The organism is Allobosea thiooxidans, assembly GCF_900168195.1.
In the GTDB taxonomy this organism is placed as follows: domain Bacteria; phylum Pseudomonadota; class Alphaproteobacteria; order Rhizobiales; family Beijerinckiaceae; genus Allobosea; species Allobosea thiooxidans.
This window is the reverse complement of sequence record NZ_FUYX01000007.1, coordinates 173723-200596: the sequence shown is the minus strand read 5'-3', so window position 1 is coordinate 200596 and position 26874 is coordinate 173723. Positions and strand designations below refer to the sequence as shown.

The following is a 26874-nucleotide window of genomic DNA, read 5'->3' as shown; positions in this document are numbered from 1 at the left end:
GATCGGCCAGAACAGGCGGGCCTTCTACCGGTTTAAGTGCCGGAGGGTGGCCCGCTCCCGCGCCAAAGGGCTCACGAAGGACGACAGATGGCGAAAGAAGAACTGCTTGAATTCGACGGTACCGTGGTTGAGGTCCTCCCGGACGGCAACTACCGGGTCAAGCTCGACAACGACCATGTGATCCTGGCCTATGCGGCCGGCAAGATGAAGAAGAACCGCATCCGCACCATCGCGGGCGACCGCGTCATCGTCGAGATGTCGCCCTACGACCTCGACCGCGGCCGCATCAACTTCCGCCAGAAGACGGCGGGCCCGGCGCCCTCGGGGCCGCCGCGCCAGAACTTCCGCCGCCGCTGAGGTCGCCGGATGCGCCTGTCGCGTAACGAACTCCTCTTCGTCGCGCTGGGCGCAGTCCTCGGTGCCGTCGTCGCCTATGGCGTCAAGACGGGCTTCGTCGTCAGGGACGGAGCCTTCCCGCCCTTCGTCGTCGTGCTGCTCGGGCTCGGCCTGACGGAGCTGCTGATCGGCTATGCGGCGGGCCGTTCGCCCGGCACGCTGGTCGGCATGCCGGCCCGCTTCCTCGCCTTCATCCTCGGCGTCTGCGTCCTGCTGCTCGGCGAACGCTACGTCTGAGCGGCCTCGGCGCGAAGCGCGCGTTCCGCCAGGCTCCGGCTCGCTCCGAGCCTGCAAGTCGGCGTTTTCCCTTCGAGACATTTCGGGCGTTGCTCGGCCGCATTCGCGGCGGGATGGCGCGTGCCCGGCGCGGACCCGCGCAAGAAAAAACCCCGGCGCAGGGCCGGGGTGGAAGTCGTCATTTCCGTGGTAGTCAAAGGGTCTGCGTGAAACTCCAGGCCCCGCTCAGTAGCGGGAGCGGGACCAATACTGCGAGCCGGGGCTGACCAGGACCTGGCGCTGCCGCGTCTCGTAGACGGCGGGAATTTCTTCCCGCACGACTTCGGTGGGACGCACCATCACCTTGCGCTGACGCTGCGTGTAGACCGCCGGAACCGTCTCGTACTCGACCGTTGCCGGCGAAACTTCGACCCGGCGGCTCTGGTAGCCATACTGGGCGGGCACATCGACCCAGCAGCCGACGGTGTTGCCCCAGGCGTCGCGGCTGACCTCCCAGCGACGGGTTGCCGGGGCGACCAGCACCTTCTCGGTCACCGTCTCGTAGACGGCCGCGCGGCGATGCGGGATGCGCCGCTCGGGAGCGATCATCACCGTGTCGGTCACGGTCTCGTATTCGGCCGGGACGACGCGGCGCTGCACCTGCGCCGGGCGGACCTGATAGGTCTCGTCGATGGTGCCGTAGACCGGCGGCGCGGTGACCAGATTGTAGCAGGCGGAGCCGCGGCAGCCGCCGGCTTCCGCAGCAGACATTCCGAGAAGAAGGGCCGTCGAGAAGGCCGTGGCGGCAATGATCCGGGATGACGAAAGCGAGCGAGCCATGTGGGACCTGACCTGTCGGTTCCGGCGTCTGAGCGCCGTTCGTTGCAGTCAGGAAGCCCGCTCGAAGTGATGAACGCAAGGTAAACGCTAAAACAAGGTAAAATTAACCAAGTCCCGCCTGCCGCCATCGTTCATGCGGGTTTCATGCAAGTGAATGGCGATGCAGGCTTTTTAGCGATCAGGTCTGGCCTGGCCGCAGCTTGTAGAAGACATGCTGGCCGATCGTGTCCATCTTCTTCAGCTTCTTCGCCCAGTACGGCCGCACATACTGCGCGTGGTAGTGGGTGGAGGCGCCGACCTCCGCCAGATAGGTCGTTCCCTCATAGACCTCTCGAGCGATCCGGACGGCATCGCGCCAAGGACCGGGCTCGGTGATGCGCAGCGACTTGCCCTCGCAGGTGAAGGTGAACTGGCAGGCGAGGTAGCGGTTGCTGTTCTGGTAGACGACGCCGCAGACGCTGCTCGGATAGAGCCCGCTCTTGACGCGGTTCAGCACCACCTGCGCCACCGCGGCCTGCCCGGCGAAGGATTCCGAACGCGCCTCGAAATAGACCGCCTCGGCGAGGCAGCGCTGCTCCTTGGCCATGTTCTCCGGCGCGATCAGCCCGGCATAGTTCTGCCGCGCGCCGGGCTCGGCCTCGCGCAGGTCGCGGTTCGCCGGCGCCGAAACCAGAGCGATGCGGCCGCGCTGCTGCGGGGCACCATGCGCGGGCAGGGCGGCCGGCGTCAGCGTGCCGAAGACGGAGCCGACGATCGGCGTCGACGAGGCCTGCCGGCTCGCCTCCTGCACCGAGGGTGACGAACCGTCGATGCTTTCGAGATGGAGCTCGGCTTGGCGTGCCGAGGTGATCCGCGGCTTCGGCGAAACTGGGGAGGAATCCGACAGGGCGGGGTCGGTCAGCCCCTCGTCGATGGGGTAGGGCTCGAAGCCGCTCGGCGGGCCTTCGACGGCCTCGGCCGCGCGCATGGCGTCGAGCGAGAAGCCGCCCGAGATCAGCTTGGGCTGGGTGTCGCCGAAGACGACGTGCTCCAGCTCGAGCGAGGGGCGGCCGGACAGGCCGGGCCGCAGGCTCGGCAGCATGTCGCCCTTGGCGCTGCGGTCGACTTCCGGGAAGGCCGCGGCGGTCCGTTTCAGATCCTCGCGCGGCGCGCGCGGGTCGACGACGATGCGCCGCTCCGGATCCTCGAAGGAGAGCTTCGCCTGCGTGATGGCCGAGGTGAGGGACAGGCCCGGCAGGCGGAAGGCGCTGGTCGCCACCAGCATCGACGGCCCTTCGGAAAGCTCGGAGGCGGGGCCGGGGGCGATCCGGGCGATGGCGCTCGAGGGCAGGCCGGTCGGCCCGAAATTCTGGCCGGCGGAGGCCGTGAAGGAGACCAGCATCCCGACCGACAGCGCCCAGGGCGCGACCGTGCTCGCGGCCCATCTGATGCCGAGCGGGCGCATACCCCGCCCATGCCTGTGCTGACGCCAATGACTCAAAGCGACACACCCGTCCCGATCGCACGGAACGAAAAACCCAGCCGAGAACGCTGCGCCTTCGTTGGAATCTGTTATCGCCTCGGTAAGGTTGAGCGCCGGTTAACACCGGCGAGCAGGGGGCGGTCCATGCCGCTCCGTGATGCGAAATTTCACGAATTCTCGCTGGTTGCCGTCGGGGCCGGACGGTAACGTGTAGGCACACATCGACCCTTCCGACGCTTCGGAGAACTCTATGACGACCACTCGAGTGCGCAGCTATGCCCCGGAGGTCATCGTCGCCGCCGGCTGCTTGATCGCGCTGATCACCTTCGGGCCGCGCGCCAGCGCCGGCCTGTTCCAGATCCCGATGACGGTCCAGTTCAACTGGGGCCGCGACATCTTCGGCCTGGCGCTGGCGATCCAGAACCTGCTCTGGGGGCTCGGCGCGCCCTTCGCCGGAGCGATCGCCGATCGCTACGGCACGGTGCGCGTACTCTGCGTCGGCGCCATCCTCTATGCCGCCGGCCTCGTGATGATGGCCTATGCCACCACGCCGTTGCAGCTTCATCTCGGCGCCGGCGTCTTGATCGGCTTCGGCCTCTCGGCCTGCTCGTTCAACCTCGTGCTCGCCGCCTTCGGCAAGCTGCTGCCCGAGCAGTGGCGGCCGATGGCCTTCGGCGCCGGCACGGCTGCCGGCTCCTTCGGACAGTTCCTGTTCCCGCCGATCGGCAACATCCTGATCGAGACGCTGGGCTGGCAGCAGGCGCTGATCGTCTTCGCCTTCACGCTGCTGCCGATCCTGCCGATCTCGATCGTCATGGCGACGCGCAAGACCGGTGCTGCTGTCGGCGCCACCGCGGCCAATCTGCCCAACCAGACAATCGCGCAGGCGCTCGGCGAGGCCTTCAAGCATCGCAGCTATGTCCTGCTCGTGCTCGGCTTCTTCACCTGCGGCTTCCAGCTCGCCTTCATCACCGTGCACATGCCGGCCTATCTCAAGGATGCCGGCCTGCCGGCCTGGGTCGGCGGCTGGACGCTGGCCGTGATCGGTCTCGCCAATGCCGTAGGCTCGCTCTCCTCGGGCTGGCTTTCGACGCGGATGCCGAAGCGCCATCTCCTCGCCTGGATCTATCTCGGCCGGGCGGTTGCCATCGCCGCCTTCATCCTGCTGCCGCCGAGCCCGACGACCGCGATCACCTTCGGCATCGTCATCGGCCTGTTCTGGCTCTCGACGGTGCCGCCGACCTCCTCGCTGGTGATGCTGATGTTCGGCACGAAGTACATGGCGATGCTCTACGGCTTCGCCTTCTTCTCGCATCAGGTCGGCGGCTTCCTCGGCGTCTGGCTGGGCGGCGTGCTCTACGAGTCGATGGGCAACTACCAGTTCGTCTGGTGGCTTTCGGTCGCGCTCGGCGTTGCCTCGGCGCTGATCAACCTGCCGATCGTCGAGCGGCCGGTGCAGCGGCCTGAGGCGCAGCCGGCCTGATCCGAAGCGGTTCCGTGCTCCGTCGATCTCCAGGCGACGGGGCACGTCGTCGTCGGGGTGGGCTAGAGCCCTCCCTCGAACAGTGCCCTCTGCCGCACCAGCTCGCCCCCGCAGAAATCCATGAAGGCACGCACGCGCGGCACATGCCGGATGTCGGGGTGGGTCAGCAGCCAGAGCCCGGTCGCGAAGTCTGGGTTTGGCGGCAGCAGGCGCGTGAGGCCGGGATGCTGGTCGGCGATGAAGCAGGGCAGCGGCCCGATGCCGAGGCCCTGCTCGACCGCCTCGACGATGCCGAGAACGGCCGAGCTCTTCAGCGCGATCCGCTCCGGCGCGACGTGCTCGCGCACGAACCGGGCCGCCTTGACATGTGAGAGCTGGTCGCCAAGCGCGACCCAGTCGCGCTGGTAGAGCAGCGCCGGATCCGCCGTCTCCTCGGGCGTCATGCTCTGTTCGGCGCGGCCATAGATCGCCCAGGCGATGGTGGCGATGCGCCGGCCGACCAGGGTCTCGCCCGGCGTGTCGCTGGCGCGGATCGCGATGTCGGCGTCGCGTTTCGACAGGTTGAGCGCCTGGTTGCCGATGACGACGTCGAGCCGGATCAGCGGGTGTGCCCGGCGGAAGGCCGCGAAGATCGGCAGCAGCACGTTCTGGTACAGTGTATCAGTCGTGGTGATGCGCAGCTCGCCCGAGGGGGCCACGTCCCGCCCGGCGAGCCGGCGCGCGAAGGCCGTGACATCCTCGTCCATGCGGCTCGCCAGCGCCGCCATCTCCGCTCCCGCCACCGTCGCGACATAGCCGGTCTTGCGCCGCTCGAAGAGCGGCATGCCGATGATCTCCTCGATCTGGCCGAGGCGCCGGAAAACGGTCGAGTGGTTGACGGCAAGCGCCGCGGCGGCGCCCGTCAACCCGTCATGATCCGCGATCGCCTTGATCAGTCGGAAATCGTCCCAGACGAGCTTGGCAGCCATCGGCGGTGCATCCTCCTGCCGACAGGCAAAGCCGATATCTTGCATTGTTGCAAGCTGGAGGAGTTCAAATCCAGGAGAGCCGTGAGTTCGTCGGTAGCTCGAAAAATGTGAGCCCTCGTCCCGAGGAGCCACGCAGCGGCGTCTCGAAGGATGAGGGTTGCTCAGCGCGGCGCGGCCGCGCGGCGCAGCCGGTCGTTGATCGCCTCGCCGAGGCCGTGCTCCGGGATGCGCGCGACCGCGATGATCGCCGGCCCCATCTCGTCGAGCCGGCGCATATGGCCGAAAAGATTGGCCGCGGCCTCGCGCAGGTCGCCGGCCGGGCTGAGATTAAGCGAAACCGGATGCTTCCGTTGCTCGGCGCCGAAGCCGAGCCAGGCCTCGCCGTCTTCAGGCGCATCGGCATCGAGCCGCATATGGGCGCTCGGCGCGTAATGCGAGGCGAGCATGCCGGGCGAGATCGGCGCGTGCCCGGCCTCGCCCGCGATCACCAGCGGGCGCCCGATCGCGTGCTCGATCGCCGAGCGCGGCACGCCGCCCGGCCGCAGCAGGCGCGGGGCGCCGTCGAGGCAGGCGACGATGGTCGATTCGAGCCCGACTTCGGTCGGGCCGGCGTCGAGAACGGCGTCGATGCGCCCGTCGAGATCGGCCAGGGCGTGCCGGGCGCTGGTGGCGCTGATCCGGCCGGAGCGATTGGCCGAGGGCGCCGCGATCGGCCGTCTCGCCGCTTCGAGAACCGCATGCGCGACGGGATGGGCCGGCACGCGTAGCGCGACCGAAGGCAGCCCCGCCCGCGCCAGCTCGCTGACGGTGCAGCCCGGCGCCGCCGGAACGACCAGGGTCAGCGGTCCCGGCCAGAAGGCTTGCGCCAGCGCCAGCGCGTTGGCGTCGAACAGCCCCTGCCGGCGCGCACTGGCGAGATCGGGCAGATGCGAGATCAGCGGGTTGAAGCTCGGCCGCTCCTTGGCCGCATAGATTCCGGCGACGGCGGCGCCGGAGGTCGCATCGGCGGCGAGGCCGTAGACCGTCTCGGTCGGCAGGGCCACGAGCCCACCGCCGCGCAGTAGGGCCGCAGCCTCGGCGATGCCGGCGGCATCGGCAGCGAGGCGTTTCGTCGGGCGGGAAGCGGGGAGGGGTTGGCTCACGCGAGATTGACCGGATATCGTTTACATATAAACTAACTGGCGGGCGCGGCACGGGACGAAGGTCGCGCTCGCCTGCACGTGGCATAGGCGATAGTTCCTCGCTACCATCGCGGCAACGGCAAAAGCGGGCTGCAGCTGCCTTTCGGGCGGCGCAGCCTCAGGGAGACGACCTATGAGCTATCGCGCCCCGGTTTCGGACATGCTGGCGACCATGCGCCATGTCGCCAGCCTCGACCGGCTGATTGCCGACGGGCTGGCGCCGGAGCTGGAAGGCGGCGTCACCGAAGCCGTGCTCGACGAAGCCGCGAAGTTCGCCGCCGACGTCATTGCGCCGCTGAACCGGGTGGGCGACGCCCAGGGCTCGAAGCTCAAGGACGGCGCCGTCACCACACCGCCGGGCTGGAAGGAGGCCTACAAGGCCTGGGCCGAGGCCGGCTGGAATGCTCTGCCGGCGCCGGAAGCCTATGGCGGACAGGGCCTGCCGACGCTGCTGCAATCCGCCTGCATCGAGATGTGGAACTCGGCCGCCTTCGCCTTCGCGCTCGGGCCGCTGCTGACGGTCGGCGCGATCGAGGCGCTTTATGCGCATGGTTCGGACCACCTGAAGGAGACCTATCTCGCCAAGCTCGTCTCCGGCGAATGGATGGGCACGATGAACCTGACCGAGCCGCAGGCAGGGTCGGACCTCAACGCGCTGCGCAGCAAGGCCGAGCGCGTCGGCGACGGCACCTATCGCATCACCGGCCAGAAGATCTTCATCACCTATGGCGAGCACGACCTGACGGAGAACATCGTCCATCTCGTGCTGGCGCGCCTGCCCGATGCCCCTCCCGGCACGCGCGGCATCTCGCTCTTCCTCGTGCCGAAATATCTGGTCAATGCCGATGGCTCCCTCGGCGCGCATAATGACCTGCGCTGCTCCGGCATCGAGCACAAGCTCGGGATCCACGCCTCGCCGACCTGCTCCATGGCCTTCGGTGACAAGGACGGCGCCATCGGCTGGCTGATCGGCGAGGAGAATCGCGGCCTCGCCTGCATGTTCACGATGATGAACAACGCCCGCCTCAACGTCGCGCTGCAGGGCGTCGCCATCGCCGAACGTGCCTATCAGCAGGCGCTCGCCTTCGCCCATGAGCGCAAGCAGGGTGCCGCGCTCGACGCGCCCAAGGGTGCGCCGATGAGCCCGATCATCGTCCACCCGGACGTGCGTCGCATGCTGATGGACATGCGCGCCAAGACGCAAGGCGCGCGCGCGGTCTCCTATCTCGTCGCCGAGGCGCTCGACCGCTCGCATCGCGAGCCGGACGAGGGCAAGCGCAAGGCCGCCGCCGAGCGCGCCGCCATCCTCACTCCCGTGGCCAAGGCCTACGCGACCGATATCGGCATCGATGTCGCGTCGACCGGTGTGCAGGTCCATGGCGGCATGGGCTTCATCGAGGAGTCCGGCGCCGCGCAGCATCTGCGCGATGCCCGCATCGCCGCGATCTATGAGGGCACCAACGGCATCCAGGCGATCGATCTCGTCACCCGCAAGCTGCCCCTGTCGGGTGGTGACGCCGTCAAGGCGCTGATCGCCGAGATGCGCGCCGTTGTCGGCGAGGTCGAGCGCGCCAATACGCCCGGCTTCGGCCATGCCGCCTCTCGTCTCGGCGCCGCCGTCGACGCGCTGGAGCGCGCGACCGGATGGATGCTGGCGACGCTCGGCACCAGCCAGGCCGACGCGCTGGCCGGCGCCACGCCCTATCTCAAGCTCTTCGCTCTGGCGCAGGGCGGCGCCGGGCTGGCGAAGAAGGCGCTCGCCACCCGCTCCGAGGCGGAAGGCACCGGCGACCTCGCCACCGCCCGCTTCTATGCCGAATGCATCGCGACCGAGGCTCCGGCGCTCGAACTCGCGGTGACGGAGGGGGCCGGCGCCATCGCCGACGCCGCCGCGGTCTTCGCGGCGTGAGGCGAACGGCGTCCCGTTCAGGCTGCCGCGCCCTTGCGGGCGCGGATATGCAGGAACAGTGGCGCCATCCGCGTATCGGCCAGATAGGGCTCGCGCTCGGCCGTTTCCGCATCGATGCGCGGTTCGGCCATGTGCTCGATCGTGAGCCCGGCCGCGACGACGAAGGCGACCCATTCGCTCAGCGTCTTGTGGAAGACCGGGACGCGGAAGGGCTCGCTCGCCGCCTTTTCCTGCTCGGGGGCGGCGCCGAAGCGCCAGACCTCGATCGCTCCGGCCGGATCGCTGAAATACTCGGTGATGAGCAGCCCGGTCACGGCGCCTTCGTCATTGCGCAGCACCTTGCGGTTGGGCGGCGCGAAGCACGGGTGCAGGATCGAGAACTGCAGGAAGCCGCCGGGCTTCAGCACGCGCGCGGCCTCGGCAATGCCGAGATCCTGCCGGTGCATGTCCATCAGCGACATGAAGGCGGTGGCGAAGTCGAAGCTGCCATCGGCGAAGGGCAGGGCGGTGCCGTCGCTTTCGAGATAGGTGATGCCCAGCCGCGTCTCGGCTTCGGCCTCGCGGGCATGGCGGATGAAGGTCGGCGCGATGTCGATCGCCGTCATCCGCGCCCCGCGCTCCGCCAGCTTGCGCGTGTTGCCGCCCTCGCCGCAGCCGATGTCGAGGCCGTTCAGGCCGGTGATGTCAGGCAGGTTCGCCAGGAAGACCGGCGTGTTCAGCGCGTCGCGATAGAGGTCGTATCCGGCGCGCGCATGGCGCGTCCAGGTTTCCGCATTGGCTTCCCAGCAGGCGGCGACATCCGTTTTGTCCATGGTGCTGCTCCGTTGCGAGGGGAGGGGCGGTATAGAGAAGCCGGTCGGCGGTGGCCAGCGGCGATTTGCCGGAAGCAGCCATGAACGCCGCTCAATCTTCGCTTGCCGGCCGCATCTGCCTCGTCGCGGGCGCCTCGCGCGGACTCGGGCGCGGCATCGCCAGGGCGTTGGGCGAAGCCGGCGCGACCGTCATCGTGACCGGCCGCTCCAGCGAGGCCGGGCCGCGCACCGACCAGCGCTCCGAGACCTTCGAGGACACCGCCCGCGAGGTCGAGGCCGCCGGCGGCAAGGGCTATCCCTATCGTTGCGACCACACCAATGAGCGCGAAGTCGATGGGCTCGTCGCCTGGGCGCTGCGCCGTTTCGGCCGGCTCGACTGCGTCGTCGACGCCGTCTGGGGCGGCAATGAGGGCTATGACGGCGAGCGCTATCCGGACGGCTCCGGCTTCGGCACCCCGTTCTGGCGCCGCCCGGCCGCAAGGCTGGGCGAGAGCTTCGAGAGCGGGGTCTATGCCCAGCTCCTGCTGGCGCGAGCCGTCGCGCCGGCGATGGTGCAGATGCGTTCCGGCCTCGTCGTTACCGTGAGCTTCGATACCGCCGGCGGCTATCTCGGCGACGTCTTCTACGATCTCGCCAAGGCGGCGATGAACCGGCTGACCTTCGCGATGGCGCAGGAGCTCGCCCCCTTCGGCGTCACCGCGCTGGCGATCTCACCCGGCCATGTCCTGACCGAGCGCGTCCGTGACGCGGGGCTCGCCGATGCCACGACCGAAAGCCCGCTTTATGCCGGGCGCGCCGTCGCGGCGCTCGTGGCCGATCCTGAGGTCGCGCGCCATGCCGGCCATGTCCTGCCCGTTGCCGATCTGGCGCGCGCCTATGGCTTCACCGATCGGGACGGCTCGCAGCCGGAACGCTTCATCATCACGAACCAGCGGGGAGGCGGCGATGTCGCTCAAGGGTAAGACGCTTTTCATCACCGGCGGTTCGCGCGGCATCGGCCTCGCCATCGCGATCAAGGCGGCGAAGGACGGCGCCAACGTCACCATCGCGGCCAAGACCGCCGAGCCGCATCCGAAGCTGCCCGGCACGATCTACACCGCGGCCGCCGAGATCGAGGCGGCCGGCGGAAAGTGCCTGCCGCTGATGGTCGATGTCCGCGACGAGCAGAGCGTCGCCGAGGCGATCGCCAAGACGGCCGAGACCTTCGGCGGCATCGACATCCTCGTGAACAATGCCAGCGCGATCCAGCTGACCAACACGCAGATGACCGACATGAAGCGCTTCGATCTGATGCATCAGATCAACACGCGCGGCACCTTCATGGTCTCGAAATATGCCATTCCCCATCTGGAGAAGGCCGAGAACCCGCATATCCTGATGCTCTCGCCGCCGCTCGACATGAAGACGCAGTGGTTCGCGCCGCATCTGGCCTATTCCATCGCCAAATACGGCATGAGCCTGTGCGTCCTGGGGCTTGCCGGCGAACTGGCGCGCCAGGGCATCGCGGTCAATGCGCTCTGGCCGCGCACGACCATCGCGACGGCCGCCGTTCAGAACCTGCTCGGGGGCGACAAGATGGTGCAGGCGAGCCGCACGCCCGAGATTCTCGCCGATGCCGCCCATATGATCTTCGCGAAGCCGTCGCGCGAATTCTCCGGCAACTTCCTGATCGACGACAGCTTCATGGCGGGCGAGGGCGTCACCGATTTCACGCCCTATCGCGTCGATCCTTCCGTGCCGCTGATGCCGGACTTCTTCGTGCCCGCCGATAGCAAGCCGCCGCAGGGCGTGAAGGGCGGGGTCTGAGAACCCGTTAAACTCCCTCAGCCCTCGTCCTGAGGAGCCACTCCGTGAGGAATGGCGTCTCGAAGGATGCTCCAAGGGGGCTCCGAAGAAATCTGGAGCATCCTTCGAGACGCGCCTGCGGCGCTCCTCAGGATGAGGGCTCAGATTTCCAAACAGGTCCCAGCCGTCGCTGGTTTGACATGCTGCCCGGATCGGAGTTCCTGCCGGGTTCCATCCTGACCGTGCAGCGAGATTCGCGCCCATGCTGACGATCCACGGCACATGCCCCGATTCGCGCGACAGACTCCGCATCGGCGCGCTCGGCACCGACGGAGATTTTCCGGACGACGTCGTCTGGATCGACCTGCTCAATCCGACGCCCGAGGAGGACAAGCGCGTCGAGCGGCATCTCGGCATCTCGATCCCCACGCGTGAGGAGATGCACGATCTCGAGCCGTCCGAGATCATCTACACGGAGAACGGCGCGCGCTACATGACCGCGCGGGTCATCTGCCAGTCCGAGACGATTGTCCCGCGCCTGGCGGACGTCACCTTCATCCTGACCGACAAGGCGCTGGTGACGGTGCGTTACGACGAGCCCGGCGCCTTCAACATCTTCCTCAACCGCGCCACCAAGCCGGGCGGCTGCGGCCAGCAGCCGGAGGCGGTGCTGGACGGCTTGATCGAGGCGATCGTCGACCGCGCCGCCGAAGTGCTGCGCGGCGTCGGCGACAGGATCGACATCGCTTCGCGCCGTGTCTTCGCCGGGCGCGGCCAGGATGTCGAGCGCGGCGGCGTCTATCAGATCGTGATCCAGAAGATCGGCCAGTACGAGCACATCATCTCGAATGTCCGGGAGAGCATGATGTCGGTCGAGCGCGTCCTGCTCTTCCTCTCGGCCAACTACACCCGGCCGAAGAAGGCGCAGACCGGCTTCTCGGCGGAATGGCGCTCGGCGGTGCGCGACGTGCAGGCCATCGAGGAGCACGCCGCCTTCCTGTCGAACAAGCTGCAATTCATGATGGACGCCACGCTCGGCCTCGTCTCGATCGAGCAGAACAAGATCATCAAGCTGTTCTCGGTCGTCTCGGTCGCGCTGATGCCGCCGACGCTGATCGCCTCGATCTACGGTATGAACTTCAAGACCATGCCGGAGTTGGACTGGCAGTGGGGCTATCCGCTCGCGGTCGGGCTGATGGTCCTGTTCGCAGTGCTGCCCTATCTGTTCTTCCGCTGGAAGAAGTGGCTGTGAGGCGGTGCCTGCACCGATGACGACGAAGGCCGGATGACCCAGCCCCAGATTCTCTCCGTCCTTCTCGTCGCAGGCATGATGGCGGCGTTCCTGTGGGGGCGGCTGCGCTACGACATCGTCGCGATGCTCGCGCTCTTGGCCGGCGTCGGCCTCGGCGTGGTGCCGGCTGCGGAAGCCTTCAAGGGCTTCTCGGACGATATCGTCATCATCGTCGGCAGCGCGCTGGTGCTGAGCGCGGCGGTGGCGCGCTCGCGCATCATCGAGCGGCTGTTCTCGAAGCTGGGGCCGCGCCTGTCCTCGACCCAGCTCGAGGTGCCGCTGCTCGTCTTCGCCGTCGCCATCATGTCGGCGATCATCAAGAACATCGGCGCGCTGGCGATGATGCTGCCCATCGCCTACCAGCTCGCGCGCAAGGACGGGAAATCGCCTTCCGTCTTCCTGATGCCGATGGCCTTCGCCTCGCTGCTCGGCGGCATCGTCACGCTGGTTGGCACCTCGCCGAACGTCATCGTCTCGCGCGTGCGCCAGGAGCTCGGCGGCGAGCCCTTCCGCATGTTCGATTTCGCCCCCGTCGGCATCGTCGTGGCGCTGGCGGGCTGCGCCTTCCTCAGCCTCGGCTATCGCCTGCTGCCGCGCAACCGCCGCGGAGCGGTCTCGCTCGAGCAGGCGATCGACATCAAGGACTACCTGACCGAGGCGAGGCTCGGCGAGAAGTCCCCGCTCGCCGGCAAGACCGTGGCGGACCTCAAGGCGATCGGCGGCGGCGCCGAGATCGTGACGATCCTGCGCAACGAGCGGCGCGTGCAGGCCCCGCTGCCGGATGCGGGCCTGAGGGCAGGGGATATCCTCCTGCTGCGCGGTGATGCCTCGGTGCTGGAGCGCGTCGTCGCCGAAGGTCGGCTCGATCTGATCGGCAAGGACCGGCCGACGGAGAAGCAGGACGCGCTCGACCCGGACCGGATCGCGGAGGCGATCATCGGCCCGGATTCGGCGCTGATCGGCCAGTCGGCCGGCGACCTGGCGCTGCATAGCCGCTTCGGCGTCAACATGATCGCGATCAGCCGTTCCGGCGAGCGCTTCACCCAGCGCCTGCGCGACATCCGGCTGCGGGCCGGCGACATCGTGGTGATCCAGGGCGACGAGAAGCTGCTCCCGGAGAAGCTCCCGGAGATGGGCTTGCTGCCGCTGGCCGACCGGCTGGTGCCGCTGGGCTCGACACGCCGCGTCGTCCTGACGATGACGATCACGCTGGCGGCGATCGTCGCGCTGGCGGCGGGTCTGGCCCCTGTGCCGCTCGTGTTCTTCGCGGCGGCGGTGCTGCTGATCGCGCTGCGTTGCCTGCCGCTGCGCGAGGCCTATCAGAGCATCGATGCGCCGATCCTGCTGATGCTGGCGGCGCTGATCCCGGTCAGCGACTCGCTGCGCACCACCGGCACCACCGATCTCTTCGCCTCCTGGCTCGCCATGATCGGCGGCGGCCTGCCGGGCTGGGCTGCGGTCGCGCTGATGCTGGTGGCCGCGATGGCGGTGACGCCGTTCCTCAACAATGCCGCGACCGTGCTGGTGATGGCGCCGATCGGCGCGGGCTTCGCCAGGAATCTCGGCTACGATCCCGACGCTTTCCTGATGGCCGTCGCCATCGGCGCGGCCTGCGACTTCCTCACGCCGATCGGGCATCAGTGCAACACGCTGGTGATGGGCCCGGGCGGCTACCGCTTCAGCGATTATGCGCGGCTCGGTGCGCCGCTTTCCCTCATCGTCATCCTGCTCGCCGTGCCGATGATCCTGCTGGTCTGGCCGCTGAAGTGAGCGGGTATTCCGTTCGCTGTGAGCTCGCCGTCATCGCGAGGAGCGAAGCGACGAAGCAATTCAGGGAGACTGGAGGAGGCGCAGAACCCAATCCCCCTGGATTGCTTCGCTTCGCTCGCAATGACGATCCGCCTGCTCGGAGCCTTAAAGCCAGCCATTGCGCTTGAAGCGCCAGTAGAGCACGGCGCAGGAGGCGCCGATGACTGCCAGCACGGCAAAATACCCGTAATGGGTCTTGAGCTCCGGCATGTTCTCGAAATTCATGCCGTAGATGCCGGCGACCGCGGTCGGGACGGCCAGGATGGCGGCCCAGGACGCCAGGCGCTTGGTGATCGCGTTCTCCTGGCTCTGGCCGACGAGCAGGCTCGCCTCGAAGGCGAAGGCCAGCACCTCGCGCAGGCTGTCGATCTTCTCCTGCACGGTGCGGACATGGTCTGTCACGTCGCGGAACATCGGCGCGAGCGTCGGGCGCACCTGCGGCACGTTGCCGTTGGTCAGCCGCTGGCAGACATCCACCAGCGGCGCGATGGCATTGCGCAGCCGCAGCAGGTCGCGCCTGAGCATGTAGAGCCGCTCGATATCGGCATGCGCCATCGGCCTGGCGAGGACCTTGTCCTCGATCTCCTCGACCTCGTCATGGATCGCCTCGAGCACCGGCATGTAGTTGTCGACGATGAAATCGAGGATCGCGTAGAGGATGAAGTCCTCGCCCTTCGCCAGCGAGGTCGGGCATGTCTCCCAATGCTGCCGGACCGATGTGTACGAGGTCGAGGCGCCGTGCCGCACGCTGACGATATAGCCGCGCCCGACGAAGATATGCGTCTCGCCGAAGGTGATGCGCCCCTCGCTCAGCTGCGCGGTGCGCGCCACCACGAACAGCGCGTCGCCATATTGCTCGAGCTTGGGGCGCTGATGGGCGTTGGTCGCGTCCTCGACCGCGAGCGGATGCAGGTTGAACTGCTGCTGCACGCATTTGAGCAGGGAGGAATCCGGCTCGAACAGCCCGATCCAGACGACATGATCGTCCTTGCGGGACCAGTCGCCGGCCTCTTCGACCGGGATGTCGGCGACGCGCACGCCATGGGCATAGACGCCCGCCGCGACGACGCCGGCGGCATGAAGATGGCCCTTTTCGCCCGGAGGATCGCTCGGGAGCGGTTCCGGTATTGCCTTGGCGGCGACCCTGACGCGCGAGACTGCCATGCGATCACCTCGTCGGCCGTGGGATCACGGTCGACAGGCTAGAACTGTTCCGTCTCGGAGGAAATCCTCTTTGCGACAAGGCGGCGTCTCGCGGGATGATCCGGAAAGCCTCGATCTTCGCCGTGATGGGATCGATCTTCTCCCATTCCGCCCATCGGCAGCATGTTCTTCTCGCAGGCGCCGCGCAAAACGGAAGTATCGGCTTTTGCGGAAGCGGACCCGGACCGTATATATAAGCTCATAAATTCAGCCGCTTGCGGCGATCGACGAGATCCTGTCATGACCACATCGATACCCCGGGCCGGCGCTGCTGGCGCCGGTGCTAAACCGTTCTATTCCAGCTTCGGCTTCCAGGTTCTGGCGGCGATGGTGATCGGCCTCGTGCTCGGCTGGGTCGCGCGGAACATGGGCCCGGTCGCGCCGGGTCAGCCCAACTGGCTGACGACCACGCTCGCGACGACCGGCTCGATCTTCGTGCAGCTGCTGCAGGCACTGGTGCCGCCGCTGATCTTCACCGCGATCGTCGCCTCGATCAGCAATCTCAGGCAGCTCTCGAATGCGGCGGCGCTGGTCTGGCAGACCCTGCTCTGGTTCGCCGTCACCGCCTTCGTCGCGGTGCTGATCGGCATCGCGCTCGGTCTGCTGATCCAGCCCGGGATCAATGCGGGCGTGGCCGCCGCCAGCGCCAAGGCGCCCGGCACGGTCGGCTCCTGGCTCGATTTCCTGAAGGGGCTCGTTCCCGCCAACGTGTTCGGCCTGCAGGCGACCACGCGGATCGATGGCGGGGCGGCGACCACCAGGCTCGGCTTCAATGTGCTGCAGCTGCTGGTCATCTCGATCGTCGTCGGCGTCGCGGCGCTGAAGGTCGGCGAGCGCGCCAGCACCTTCCTGGCCTTCAACGAGTCGTTGCTGGCGATCGTCCGCAAGATCCTGTGGTGGGTGATCCGGCTGACGCCGATCGGCACCATCGGCCTGCTCGGCAACGCCGTGGCGCAGTATGGCTGGCAGACCCTGGAGCAGCTCTCCTGGTACGCGATCGCCGTTTATCTCGGCCTCGCCATCGTGCTGCTCGCGGTCTATCCCGCGCTGCTCGTGCTGCACGGGCTGTCGCCGGCGCGCTTCTTCGCCGGCGCCTGGCCGGCGATCCAGCTCGCCTTCGTCTCGCGCTCCTCGATCGGAACCTTGCCAGTGACCGAGGCGGTGACCGAGAAGAGCCTCGGCGTGCCACGCGAATACGCTGCCTTCGCCGTGCCGCTCGGCGCCACCACGAAGATGGATGGCTGTGCCGCGATCTATCCGGCGATCTCGGCGATCTTCGTCGCGCAGTTCTACGGCGTCCCGCTCGGCATCCAGGAATATGTGCTGATCGTCTTCGTCTCGGTCATCGGCTCGGCCGCGACCGCGGGCCTGACCGGTGCGACGGTGATGCTGACGCTGACATTGTCGACGCTGGGGCTGCCGCTGGCCGGTGTCGGCCTGCTGCTCGCCATCGACCCGATCCTCGACATGGGCCGCACCGCGGTGAACGTCGCCGGCCAGGCGCTGGTGCCGACCCTCGTCGCCAAGCGGCAGGGCATCCTCGATCAGGCGCAGTACGACCGCGCCGGCGATATCGAGGCGATCGACGCGACGCCGCGCGCGGCGTGAAGGCAAGGGGCGACACGCCGTCATGCCCGGGCCCGCCGCGAAGCGGCGGGCCCGGTATCCATGAACATGACATTCGCCGTCATGGTCGGGCTTGTCCCGGCCATCCACGTCTTCGCTGATCGAAGGCTGTGTTCAAGACGTGGATGCTCGCCACAAGGGCGAGCATGACGAGCTGGAAACAGGGTTATGGGGCCTGTCTCAGGCCATCACTTGGCTGACGACCTGCTTCAGAGCCGAGCCGTCGCGCTCCAGCCAGCCGGGAACCGGCAGGTTCTTCGAGCGCAGGAAATCCGGGTTGAATAGCTTCGACTGGTAGCGCGTGCCGTAGTCGCACAGCACCGTCACGATGGTGTGGCCCGGGCCCATCTGCTTCGCCAGCCGGATCGCGCCGGCGACGTTGATGCCGGAGGAACCGCCGAGGCACAGCCCCTCCTGCTCAAGCAGGTCGAAGACGATCTGCACCGCTTCCGCATCCGGGATCTGGAAGGCGACGTCGATCGGCGCGTCCTCCAGATTGGCGGTGATCCGGCCCTGGCCGATGCCCTCGGTGATCGAGGATCCCTCGGCCTTGAGCACGCCGCTGGTGTAGTAGGAATAGAGCGCCGCGCCCATCGGGTCGGCCAGGCCGATCGTCACCTTGGGGTTGCGCGCCTTCAGCGCCATGCCGACGCCGGCGAGCGTTCCGCCGGAGCCGACCGCGCAGATGAAGCCGTCGACCTTGCCCGCCGTCTGCTCCCAGATCTCCGGGCCGGTAGTCTCGAGATGACCCTGCCGGTTGGCGATGTTGTCGAACTGGTTCGCCCAGATCGCACCGTTGGGCTCGCTCTTCGCCAGCTCTTCGGCCAGGCGGCCGGAGACCTTCACATAGTTGTTCGGATTGGCGTAGGGCGCTGCCGGCACCTCGACCAGCGTCGCGCCGGCGAGCCGCAGCATGTCCTTCTTTTCCTGGCTCTGCGTCTCCGGGATGACGATGACCGAGCGATAGCCCAGCGCGTTGCCGACGAGCGCGATGCCGATGCCGGTATTGCCCGCCGTGCCCTCGACGATGACGCCGCCCGGCCTGAGCTGCCCCTTCGCCTCGGCGTCGCGGATGATCGCCAGCGCGGCGCGGTCCTTCACCGACTGTCCGGGGTTCATGAACTCGGCCTTGCCGAGGATGGTGCAGCCGGTTTCGTCCGAGGCGCTTTGCAGCTTGATGAGCGGGGTGTTGCCGATGGCTTCGATGACGCCGTCCTTCATGTCGATCTTTGCGCGGATGGTCATGGCCGGATTTCCCAATTCGTCCCTGACCTGATAGGCGAAAGCCTTATCCAGGTCATCAGCGAGCGGGCGGCACGCCCCGAGTTCGGAACAATGCCAGTCGCCAAGTCGCCGTCGGGAGAAAATCCTTCTCCACGGCTCGCCATGAACGAAATTCTAACCGTCGATCGCCTTGGCCAGCGTGGCGACGGCATCGCGCAGGCGCCGTCCGGCAGCGTCTTCATCCCCTATGCGCTGCCAGGTGAAACGGTACGCGCCGTGGTCGACGGCGAGCGCGGCCAGCTCGTCGAGATCGTCGCGCCGTCGCAATCCCGCATCGCCGCGATCTGCCCGCTCTTCACCCGTTGCGGCGGCTGCGCCGCCCAGCACATGGCGCCCGGCCTGTACCGGGAATGGAAACGCCAGCAGATGGTCACGGCGCTGAGCCGCGCCGGCATCGAGGCTCCGGTCGCCGATCTCGTCGACGCGCATGGCGCGGGGCGCCGGCGCGTGACCTTCCATGCCCGCCGCCAGGGCGAGGCGATGGTCGTCGGCTTCATGGCGGCACGCAGCCATGAGCTGATCGCCGTCGAGGCCTGCCCGGTCCTGGCGCCGGGCCTCGATCGCGCTCCTTCCGTGGCGCTGCTGCTGGCGAACCGGCTCGGCGGCTCCGCCAAGCCGCTCGACATCCAGGTGACCGCCTCCGAGGCTGGGCTCGATGTCGATGTGCGCGGCCATGGCCCGCTCGGCGACAAGCTCAGGCTGGCCCTGACCACATTGGCCGAAAGGCTCGATCTGGCCCGGCTCTCGATTCATGGCGACGTCGTCGTCGAGCGCCGCCCGCCGCTGCAGCACATGGGCAAGGCGCTGGTCGCGCCGGCCCCGGGCGGCTTCCTGCAGGCGACGGCGGCCGGCGAGGAGGCCCTGGCCGGCCTCGTCATGGCGGCGCTGCCCAAGGGCAAGCGCGTCGCCGATCTTTTTGCCGGCTGCGGCCCGTTCAGCTTCCGGCTGGCCGAGCGCATGCAGGTGCTCGCCGTCGAGAGCGACAAGGCGGCGATGCTCGCTTTGGCCAAGGGGGCCGGCGCGACGCAGGGTCTGAAGCCGATCGCGACCGAGACGCGCGACCTGTTCCGCCGCCCGCTGCTGGAGCATGAGCTCAACGGTTTCGACGTCGTGGTGCTCGATCCGCCGCGCGCCGGCGCCGAGGCGCAGGTCAAGCGGCTGGCGGCCGCGAAGGTCCGGGACGTGATCTATGTCTCCTGCGATCCCGGCAGCTTCGCGCGCGACGCTGCGACGCTGGTTGCGGGCGGATATGCGCTGGAGGGTGTGACGCCTGTCGACCAGTTCCGCTATTCCGCTCATGTCGAACTCGTCGGCGTGTTCCGGCGAGGCAGGAAGGGCTGAGGACAGGGCTTCAGGATGAGCGCAATTCTCGATCGCATCGCCGGCATCGTCGGTGCGAAGAACGTTGTCACCGATGCCGACGCGATGGTGCCCTATCTCAAGGAGTGGCGGGATCTCTTCCGCGGCAAGGCGCAGGCCATCGTTCGTCCCGGCACGGTCGCCGAGGTGGTCGAACTGGTGAAGCTCGCGGCCGAGACCCGCACGGCGCTGGTGCCGCAGGGCGGCAATACCGGCCTGGTCGGCGGCCAGATCCCGATCGGCGAGGGCAGGGAGATCGTCCTCTCGCTGCAGCGCCTCGACAAGATCCGCGCCGTCGACACCGATGGCGACACGATGATCGTCGAGGCCGGCGTCACCCTGAAGCGGGCCCAGGATGCGGCCGAGGCGGCTGGCCGCCTCTTTCCGCTCTCGCTGGCCTCCGAAGGCTCCTGCACCATCGGCGGCAATCTTTCGACCAATGCCGGGGGCACGGCCGTGCTCGCCTATGGCAATGCCCGCGACCTCTGCATGGGGCTGGAGGTCGTGCTGCCCGACGGGCGCATCTGGAACGGCCTGCGCCAGTTGCGCAAGGACAACACCGGCTACGACCTGAAGAACCTCTTCATCGGGGCCGAAGGCACGCTCGGCATCATCACCGCGGCGGTGCTCAAGCTCTTCCCGATGCCGGCGGCGCGCGCCACCGCCTTCCTCGCCGTGCCGAGCCCGGAAGCGGCGCTCGAGCTGCTCAACGCCGCCAAGGCCGGGGCCGGCGGCACGCTGACCACCTTCGAGCTGATGCCGCGCGTCGGCCTGGATTTCGTCCTGCGCCATGCCGCGGGCGCGCGCGATCCGCTCTCCGGGCCATCGCCCTGGTATGTGCTGATGGAGGTTTCGGCCCAGGTGCCGGCCGGGCTCGACGAGGCGGTCGAGACCTTCCTCGGCGAGGCGCTGGAGAAGGGCATCGTCACCGATGCGGCGCTCGCCGGCTCGCTGACCCAGCGCGCCGATTTCTGGAAGCTGCGCGAGATGCTCTCCGAGGTGCAGATCCATGAGGGCGGATCGATCAAGCACGACGTCTCGGTGCCGGTCCACGCCACGCCCGAATTCCTCAACCGCGCCATCGCGGCCGTGGAGGCAATGGTGCCGGGCTGCCGGCCGGTGCCCTTCGGGCATCTCGGCGACGGCAACATCCATTTCAACGTCAGCCAGCCCGTAGGCGCCGACAAGGCCGGCTTCCTCGCCAATTGGAGCAAGATGAACGAGATGGTCCACGCCATCGTCGCCGAGCTCAAGGGCTCGATCTCGGCGGAACACGGCATCGGGCGCCTCAAGCGCGACCTGCTGCCGGGCGTGAAGGACCCGGTCGAGCTCGATCTGATGCGCAGCATCAAGAAGACGCTCGATCCGCAGGGGATTTTCAACCCCGGCTCGGTGCTGGCGAAGGACTGAGCCTGCGCGTAACCGACTCGGGTGCATGCTCGCTCAGCCCTCATCCTGAGGAGCCATTTCGTCAGAAATGGCGTCTCGAAGGATGCTCCAGGAGGCTCCTGAGTCCACTGAAACATCCTTCTAGACGCGCTTCTGCGAAGCGCTCCTCAGGATGAGGGCTGAGGATGGGAAGAAAGCGCGAGAACCACAGCCTCCAAAAACTGCCCGCCGCCTCGGCAGCCTGCATCGCAAAACGCCGCCGCCGGCGCCTCCTGCTCGAAAATCTGGCAGGAAGCGCGGCGCGCTCGATTGACCGTTTTTCGCCTCGTCTCTAGCCTCCTGCCTCATAACGAGAACATGAGGGGTTGGCTGCTATGATCGGCGTGACGCGGATGCTGTCGAATTGCGCGCGGATGACGGGCACCGGCCCGACGCGGCGCGGCCTTGTCGGGGCGGCTCTGGCCGGCGCCGTCGCACTGGCTGGGGCGGTGCCGGCGGCAGCCCAGACGCCGATCAAGTTCACGCTGGACTGGGTCTTCCAGGGGCCGACGTCGCCCTTCCTGGTGGCGCTCGACAAGGGCTACTACAAGGCCGAGGGGCTCGACGTCACGATGGACCCCGGCCAGGGCTCGGCCGGTGCGGTCCAGCGCGTCGCGACGGGCGCCTACGATATCGGCTTCGCCGATGTGAACTCGCTGATCGAGTACAATGCCAAGAACGCCGGCAAGGAAATCCTCTGCGTCTTCATGGCCTATGATTTCCCGCCCTTCGGTGTGCATGCGCTGAAGAAGAGCGGCATCGCCAAGCCCGCCGACCTCGCCGGCAAGAAGCTCGGCGCCCCGGTCTTCGACGCCTCGTTCCGCCTGTTCCCGGCCTTCGCCAAGAAGACCGGCGTTGATGCGAAGAGCGTCCAGCACGTCAACCTGACGCCGCAGCTGCGCGAGCAGTCGCTGGTGCAGGGCACGGTCGACTTCATCTCCGGCCATTATTTCTCGTCGATCCTCGACCTCAAGGCGCGCGGCGTGAAGGCGGAGGACGTCGTCTCGTTCAACTACTCCGACTACAAGATGGATGTTTACGGCAACGGCATCATCATCTCGCCGGCGCTTGCGGCGAAGCCGGAGGCGGTGACCGGCTTCCTGCGCGCCACAGCCAAGGCCTGGAAGGAGGTCGCGGCCAATCCGGCGCTGGGCATCGCCGCCGCCAAGAAGCGCGATCCGCTGATCGACGAGAAGCTGGAGACCGAGCGCCTCGACATGTCGCTCCGGCTCAACGTGCTGACGCCCTTCGTCAAGCAGAACGGCATGGGCGATGTCGACCCGGCCCGCTTCGCCCGCTCGGTCAAGGACGTCGCCGAGGCCTTCGACCTGCCCTCGGCGCCGGAGCCGGACAAGGTGTTCTCGGCCAAGTTCCTGCCGCCGAAGGCGGAGCGGATGGTCGCGCCTTGAGCCGCATTTCGCGGGCCGCAGGGCATTGGCGCGCTTTTCGTCATGGTCGGCCGCGTGCCGACCATCCACGTCTTCTTCCGGAGAGGGCAGCGTTCAAGACATGGATGCTCGCCACAAGGGCGAGCATGACGGCGTGGGCGATCGCATGACGGCCGTCACGACCGCACCGCCCCTCGTCGAATTGCGTCAGGTCAGCCTCGCCTATGGCAGCGGGCCTTCGCGCCTGCAGGCGCTGGAGGATGCGACGTTCTCCATTGCCAAGGGCGAGTTCATCGCCGTGGTCGGCCCGTCCGGCTGCGGCAAGTCGACCCTGATGAAGCTCGTCACCGGCCTGCTGCCGCCGAGCGGCGGCGAGGTCCGAGTCCATGGCCAGGTCGTCAAGGGGCCGATCCGCGGCGTCGGCATGGCCTTCCAGGCGCCGACGCTGATGCCCTGGCGCACGACGCTCGACAACATCCTGTTGCCGCTCGAGGTGGTGGAGCCGCATAAGCGCCGCTTCCGCTCCAACAAGGCCGAGTACATCGCGCGCGGCGAGGCGCTGCTGGCTTCGGTCGGCCTGGGCGGCTTCGGCCAGAAATATCCCTGGCAGCTCTCGGGCGGCATGCAGCAGCGCTCGAGCCTGTGCCGAGCGCTCGTCCACGAGCCGGATATCCTGATGCTCGACGAGCCCTTCGGCGCGCTCGATGCCTTCACGCGCGAGGAACTCTGGAGCGTGATGCAGAAGCTCTGGATGGAGCGCCGCTTCACCGCGGTGCTCGTCACCCACGACCTGCGCGAGGCGGTCTACCTCGCCGACACCGTCTATGTGATGAGCCGCCGCCCCGGAAAGATCGTCAAGATCCGCAAGGTCGAGCTGCCACGCCCGCGCACGCTGGAGACGACCTTCTCCGTCGAGTTCGTCGACATCGTCCACGAGCTGCGCGAGCGCATCCATATGGAGCATGCGTGATGCGGCCCCCGGCAGGACAAGAACCATGACGGAGACTCAGAAGCGCGTCCTGCTCGCCGCTATGCCCTGGCTCGCCATGGCGGGTCTGCTGCTGCTCTGGGAGCTGGCCTGCATCGTCTTCGACGTGCCGGAGATCCTGGCGCCGCGCCCGACGCGGATATTCGAGACGATGATCCAGCGCTGGGACATCCTGCTGCGCTTCTGCCTGGAGACGCTCTGGACCACGATCATCGGCTTCGCGCTGGCGATCGGCTTCGGCCTGCTGCTCGGCCTCGCCATCGGCGCCTCGCCCTTCGTCTATGCGGGCTTGTACCCGCTGCTGATCGCCTTCAACGCGATCCCGAAGGTGGCGATCGTGCCGATCCTGATGATCTGGGTCGGCGTCGGCGCGCTGCCGGCGGTGATCACCGCCTTCGTCATCTCCTTCTTCCCGATCGTCGTGAACGTCGCCACGGGGCTTGCCACCATCGAGCCGGAGATGCGCGACGTGATGCGCTCGCTCGGCGCCAACCAATGGGAGATCCTGACCAAGGTCGGCGTTCCCCGCGCGATGCCCTATCTCTTCGCCAGCCTGAAGGTGGCGGTGACGCTCGCCTTCATCGGCTCGGTGCTATCGGAGACGGTCGGCGGCAATCGCGGCATCGGCTTCCTGATGCTCTCGGCCGGGGCGCGCAACGACGCGCCGACAACCTTCGCCGGGCTGTTCTCCATCGCCATCATGGGCATTGCGCTCTACGCGCTCTGCGCCCTGGTCGAGCGGCGCATGACCCGCTGGGCCTTCCGCGGCGAGATCGTTACCTGATCCACCGTCATCCCGGGGTGGTCCGAAGGCCTGAACCGGAATGCATGAACACGACGCCTACGGTCATGATCGGGCTTGTCCCGACCATCCACGTCTTCGCTGCTCGAAGGTCGTGTTCAAGAAGCGGATGCTCGCCACAAGGGCGAGCATGACGCTTCTGGAGAGCCGTCGTGTTCGCGGGCACACGGCTTCGCCATGCCCCTGAACGGCGGTGGAGGTCTACGGCGTCGCGACGTAGCCGTCGCGGCGCGGATCGGCGGCACCGGTGAAGACGCCGGTTTCGGGATCGATCGCCACCGCCTGCATGCCGCCGCAGCGCATCGTCCAGCCGACATCGAAGGCGCGGGCCTCATGGCCGCGCCGGACGAGCTCGGCGATCGTCTCCGGTGCGACGCGGTTTTCGATCTCGACCAGCCGGCCGTCCCAGAGCCGGGCGCGCGGCGCCTCGATCGCCTGCTGCAGCGGCAGCCCGAAGGCGAGGTGCTGGACCATGGCCTGAGCCTGCGTCTGCATGATGCCGTAGCTGCCGGGCGTGCCGAGCGCGAGCACGGGCTTGCCGTTGCGTGTCGAGAGCGAGGGCGACATGCACATCGGCAGCGCGTCGCCGGGCTTCGAGCGGTTCGGGCTGCCCGGCTGCACGTCCGCCCAGTACAGGAAGTTGTTGAGGCAAAGCCCCGTGCCGGGCACCACGACGCCGCTGCCGAAGGGGCTGCCGAGGCTCTGCGTGATGCAGATCAGGTTGCCTTCCTTGTCGGCGATCGAGAGCGAGGTGGTGTGCGCCGGGTCCTCCTGTTCCTGCGGCACCCACTGCTCGGTCGGCCCGGTCACCGGCTGGCCGTCCGTGAGGCGCCGGCGCAGCCGCTCGACCGAGGCATCGGACATGATCTCGGCGAGCTTCTCCGGCGAGGGATTGTTATGGGCGATGCGCTCGCCCGCCGCCAGCCGGATGGCGCGATAGACGAGGTCGAGATGGTCCGCCCCGTCCCTCGGCTTGGACGCAAGATCGATCCCGTCCAGCAGGCGCAGCGTCAGCAGGAACTGGAAGCCCTCGCAGGGCGGCGGCGGCACATGCACGGAGAGCCCCTGGAAGCTCGCCGCCATCGGTTCGCGCCACACCATCTTCACCGCGGCCAGGTCCGCCATCGTCAGCGAGCCGCCGAGCGCCTGCAGATGTGCGACGACCTTCTCGCCGAGCGCTCCACGGTAGAAATGGTCAGGCCCCTTCTCGGCGATCTCGCTCAGCGTCCTGGCGAGATCGGACTGGACGAGCACCGAGCCGAGATGCATCGGCCGGCCATCGGGTCGGTAGTTCTTGGACCAGGCCGGATAGAGCGCCGGAATCTTCTCCAGCAGCGGATCATTCTCCTCGAACTCCGCCGCACCGAACTCCGCCAGTGCGAAACCGTCCCGTGCCAGCGCGATCGCCGGCGCGAACACCTCCGCCAGCGATTTGCGGCCGTGGGTCTTCACGATTTCGCACCAGCCGGCGAGATTGCCCGGCGAAGCGACGGCGAGCGCGCCGCGCTCCAGATCGCTGCGCTTGCTGAAGCGTTCGGCCGGGAAGCTCGCCGGGATCGGCGGCACGAAGTCGAGCACGCGCACGCGCTTCTCGGCCGCCACCCACATCGTGGCAAGGCCCATACCGGCGAGGCCCGACATGAAGGGCTCGACGACATTCAGCGCCGCTGCGGTCGCCGCAGCCGCATCGAAGGCATTGCCGCCCTGGGCCAGAAGCCGCGCGCCGGCCTGGGCGGCGAGCGGATGGGCCGCGGCAACCATGCCGTGGCGTGAGGTCATGGTCGGGCGGCGGCCGTGCATCTTGGGGTCTCCTCGTCGTTTCCGCGGAGATCAGAGCACGATTCCGGCCTCAGAACAGGCTGCCTTGCCCGTCATCGGCGGGACGCCGGGTCGCTTTGCGCGCATGGCGCTTGGGTTCGTCCGGCGCTTCCGGCTGTGGCAGCTCCGCCAGGGCGCGCTGCACCTCCGGGCCGTCATTGGCGACCTTGTTGACGGCGTCGCCGATGGCGACGGCCTCGAACAGGTCGTCCGGCGGCGGCCTCAGCAGCGGCGAGATCTGCTGCGCCGTCGCCTGCGGATCGAGCCAGGCATCATGGTCATCAGGATCGAGGATGATCGGGCAGCGATGGTGGATCGGTGCCATCGTGCCGTTCGCCGGCCCGGTCATCATCGCGACGGTGTCGATCTCGGCGCCGTCGGGTGAGCTCCACGTCTCCCACAATGCCGCGAAGGCGAAGAAACCGCGATCCGGCCGGCGGAACAGGAAGGCTTCGCTCCGCGCCGGCTTGCCCGTGCCGCTGCGGCGCCATTCATAGAAGGCGTCTGCCGGCAGCAGGCAGCGCCGCCGCGTCAGCGCGTTGCGGAAGGAGGGCTTTTCCGCCGCGCTCTCACTGCGGATGTTGATGACAAGCGGGAAATCCTTCGCGTCCCGCACCCAGCCCGGGATGAAGCCCCAGCGCATCAGCAGGAAATGCCGCGCCCCGGCCTGCGCCAGCACGACGGGGACCGGCTGCGTCGGGGCGACGTTGTAGCGTGGCGGGAAATTGGGCTGCTCGCCATAGCCGAAGGTCGCGCGCATTGCTTCCGGTGGCAAAGTAATCGCATAGCGTCCGCACATGCAGGCTGTTTACCTCGACACGAGGCA

Annotated in this window: 23 protein-coding genes; 14 read left to right on the top strand and 9 right to left on the bottom strand. The window is 67.9% G+C overall.

The window, feature by feature from the left end; genetic code table 11:
* Positions 1-87: 87 nt before the first annotated feature.
* Positions 88-357 (top strand): translation initiation factor IF-1, encoded by a 270-nt coding sequence (gene infA, locus B5Y19_RS14650; protein ID WP_055726536.1) that lies wholly within the window; start codon positions 88-90, stop codon positions 355-357.
* Between the two features lie 9 nt (positions 358-366).
* Positions 367-633 (top strand): hypothetical protein, encoded by a 267-nt coding sequence (locus B5Y19_RS14645; RefSeq protein WP_055726535.1) that lies wholly within the window; start codon positions 367-369, stop codon positions 631-633.
* 225 nt (positions 634-858) lie between these two features.
* Here B5Y19_RS14645 and B5Y19_RS14640 read toward each other — a convergent pair whose 3' ends face one another.
* Both B5Y19_RS14640 and B5Y19_RS14635 read right to left on the bottom strand, forming a co-directional pair.
* Positions 859-1383 carry a hypothetical protein gene (locus tag B5Y19_RS14640; RefSeq protein ID WP_139384399.1) on the bottom strand — a complete coding sequence of 175 codons (525 nt, stop codon included), beginning with the start codon at positions 1381-1383 and terminating at the stop codon, positions 859-861.
* A gap of 247 nt (positions 1384-1630) precedes the next feature.
* On the bottom strand, positions 1631-2896 hold the full coding sequence (locus B5Y19_RS14635; RefSeq protein ID WP_055726533.1) for a cell wall hydrolase: 1266 nt from the start codon (positions 2894-2896) through the stop codon (positions 1631-1633).
* 268 nt (positions 2897-3164) lie between these two features.
* Between B5Y19_RS14635 and B5Y19_RS14630 the strand changes: the two genes are divergently transcribed.
* The gene (locus B5Y19_RS14630) at positions 3165-4397 is read left to right on the top strand and encodes an MFS transporter (protein ID WP_055726532.1); all 1233 of its coding nucleotides are present in this window, start codon (positions 3165-3167) and stop codon (positions 4395-4397) included.
* A gap of 62 nt (positions 4398-4459) precedes the next feature.
* Here the strand turns inward: B5Y19_RS14630 and B5Y19_RS14625 are convergent, their stop codons facing one another.
* Both B5Y19_RS14625 and B5Y19_RS14620 read right to left on the bottom strand, forming a co-directional pair.
* Positions 4460-5365: a LysR family transcriptional regulator gene (locus tag B5Y19_RS14625; protein ID WP_079591649.1), complete on the bottom strand. Its 906-nt coding sequence runs from the start codon at positions 5363-5365 to the stop codon at positions 4460-4462.
* 161 nt (positions 5366-5526) lie between these two features.
* Positions 5527-6507 (bottom strand): L-threonylcarbamoyladenylate synthase, encoded by a 981-nt coding sequence (locus B5Y19_RS14620; RefSeq protein ID WP_079591648.1) that lies wholly within the window; start codon positions 6505-6507, stop codon positions 5527-5529.
* Positions 6508-6679: 172 nt separating this feature from the next.
* Here B5Y19_RS14620 and B5Y19_RS14615 point away from each other — a divergent pair, with 172 nt between their 5' ends.
* On the top strand, positions 6680-8455 hold the full coding sequence (locus tag B5Y19_RS14615; RefSeq protein ID WP_055727558.1) for an acyl-CoA dehydrogenase family protein: 1776 nt from the start codon (positions 6680-6682) through the stop codon (positions 8453-8455).
* A 17-nt stretch (positions 8456-8472) separates the two neighbouring features.
* Here the strand turns inward: B5Y19_RS14615 and B5Y19_RS14610 are convergent, their stop codons facing one another.
* Entirely contained in the window at positions 8473-9267 is a 795-nt protein-coding gene (locus B5Y19_RS14610; protein ID WP_055727559.1) for a class I SAM-dependent methyltransferase, read from the bottom strand.
* An 80-nt stretch (positions 9268-9347) separates the two neighbouring features.
* On the opposite strand from B5Y19_RS14610, the gene B5Y19_RS14605 reads away from it, so the two are divergent.
* The 4 genes from B5Y19_RS14605 to B5Y19_RS14590 all read left to right on the top strand — a co-directional run bounded on the left by B5Y19_RS14605 (position 9348) and on the right by B5Y19_RS14590 (position 14113).
* Positions 9348-10229, top strand: a complete 882-nt coding sequence (locus tag B5Y19_RS14605; RefSeq protein WP_055727560.1) for an SDR family NAD(P)-dependent oxidoreductase — start codon at positions 9348-9350, stop codon at positions 10227-10229.
* A complete protein-coding gene (locus B5Y19_RS14600) occupies positions 10213-11073 on the top strand; it encodes an SDR family oxidoreductase (protein WP_055727561.1) in 861 nt (286 codons plus the stop codon). Before B5Y19_RS14605 ends, B5Y19_RS14600 begins: the two co-directional genes overlap by 17 nt.
* A 241-nt stretch (positions 11074-11314) precedes the next feature.
* Positions 11315-12304: a magnesium transporter CorA family protein gene (locus tag B5Y19_RS14595; protein WP_055727562.1), complete on the top strand. Its 990-nt coding sequence runs from the start codon at positions 11315-11317 to the stop codon at positions 12302-12304.
* A gap of 33 nt (positions 12305-12337) precedes the next feature.
* Positions 12338-14113 carry an SLC13 family permease gene (locus B5Y19_RS14590; protein WP_055727563.1) on the top strand — a complete coding sequence of 592 codons (1776 nt, stop codon included), beginning with the start codon at positions 12338-12340 and terminating at the stop codon, positions 14111-14113.
* 144 nt (positions 14114-14257) lie between these two features.
* Here B5Y19_RS14590 and corA read toward each other — a convergent pair whose 3' ends face one another.
* The gene (corA, locus tag B5Y19_RS14585; protein WP_079591647.1) at positions 14258-15316 is read right to left on the bottom strand and encodes a magnesium/cobalt transporter CorA; all 1059 of its coding nucleotides are present in this window, start codon (positions 15314-15316) and stop codon (positions 14258-14260) included.
* A 279-nt stretch (positions 15317-15595) separates the two neighbouring features.
* Here corA and B5Y19_RS14580 point away from each other — a divergent pair, with 279 nt between their 5' ends.
* Positions 15596-16963, top strand: a complete 1368-nt coding sequence (locus B5Y19_RS14580) for a dicarboxylate/amino acid:cation symporter (protein WP_055727564.1) — start codon at positions 15596-15598, stop codon at positions 16961-16963.
* A 198-nt stretch (positions 16964-17161) separates the two neighbouring features.
* Here B5Y19_RS14580 and B5Y19_RS14575 read toward each other — a convergent pair whose 3' ends face one another.
* Positions 17162-18226: a cysteine synthase A gene (locus B5Y19_RS14575; RefSeq protein ID WP_411914154.1), complete on the bottom strand. Its 1065-nt coding sequence runs from the start codon at positions 18224-18226 to the stop codon at positions 17162-17164.
* Between the two features lie 141 nt (positions 18227-18367).
* On the opposite strand from B5Y19_RS14575, the gene B5Y19_RS14570 reads away from it, so the two are divergent.
* The 5 genes from B5Y19_RS14570 (at position 18368) to B5Y19_RS14550 (ending at position 24212) form a co-directional block, all read left to right on the top strand.
* Complete coding sequence (locus tag B5Y19_RS14570) at positions 18368-19606, top strand: class I SAM-dependent RNA methyltransferase (protein WP_055727565.1); 1239 nt, start codon at positions 18368-18370, stop codon at positions 19604-19606.
* A 15-nt stretch (positions 19607-19621) separates the two neighbouring features.
* Positions 19622-21034, top strand: coding sequence for an FAD-binding oxidoreductase (locus tag B5Y19_RS14565; RefSeq protein WP_079591646.1), 1413 nt, complete (start codon positions 19622-19624; stop codon positions 21032-21034).
* A 353-nt stretch (positions 21035-21387) separates the two neighbouring features.
* A complete protein-coding gene (locus B5Y19_RS14560) occupies positions 21388-22461 on the top strand; it encodes an ABC transporter substrate-binding protein (protein ID WP_244555595.1) in 1074 nt (357 codons plus the stop codon).
* A gap of 145 nt (positions 22462-22606) precedes the next feature.
* Positions 22607-23410 carry an ABC transporter ATP-binding protein gene (locus tag B5Y19_RS14555; RefSeq protein WP_055727635.1) on the top strand — a complete coding sequence of 268 codons (804 nt, stop codon included), beginning with the start codon at positions 22607-22609 and terminating at the stop codon, positions 23408-23410.
* 25 nt (positions 23411-23435) lie between these two features.
* On the top strand, positions 23436-24212 hold the full coding sequence (locus tag B5Y19_RS14550; RefSeq protein ID WP_055727567.1) for an ABC transporter permease: 777 nt from the start codon (positions 23436-23438) through the stop codon (positions 24210-24212).
* Positions 24213-24431: 219 nt separating this feature from the next.
* Here the strand turns inward: B5Y19_RS14550 and B5Y19_RS14545 are convergent, their stop codons facing one another.
* Positions 24432-26030, bottom strand: coding sequence for a gamma-glutamyltransferase family protein (locus B5Y19_RS14545; RefSeq protein WP_055727568.1), 1599 nt, complete (start codon positions 26028-26030; stop codon positions 24432-24434).
* Positions 26031-26079: 49 nt separating this feature from the next.
* A complete protein-coding gene (locus B5Y19_RS14540) occupies positions 26080-26847 on the bottom strand; it encodes an SOS response-associated peptidase (RefSeq protein ID WP_055727569.1) in 768 nt (255 codons plus the stop codon).
* Positions 26848-26874 lie beyond the last annotated feature (27 nt).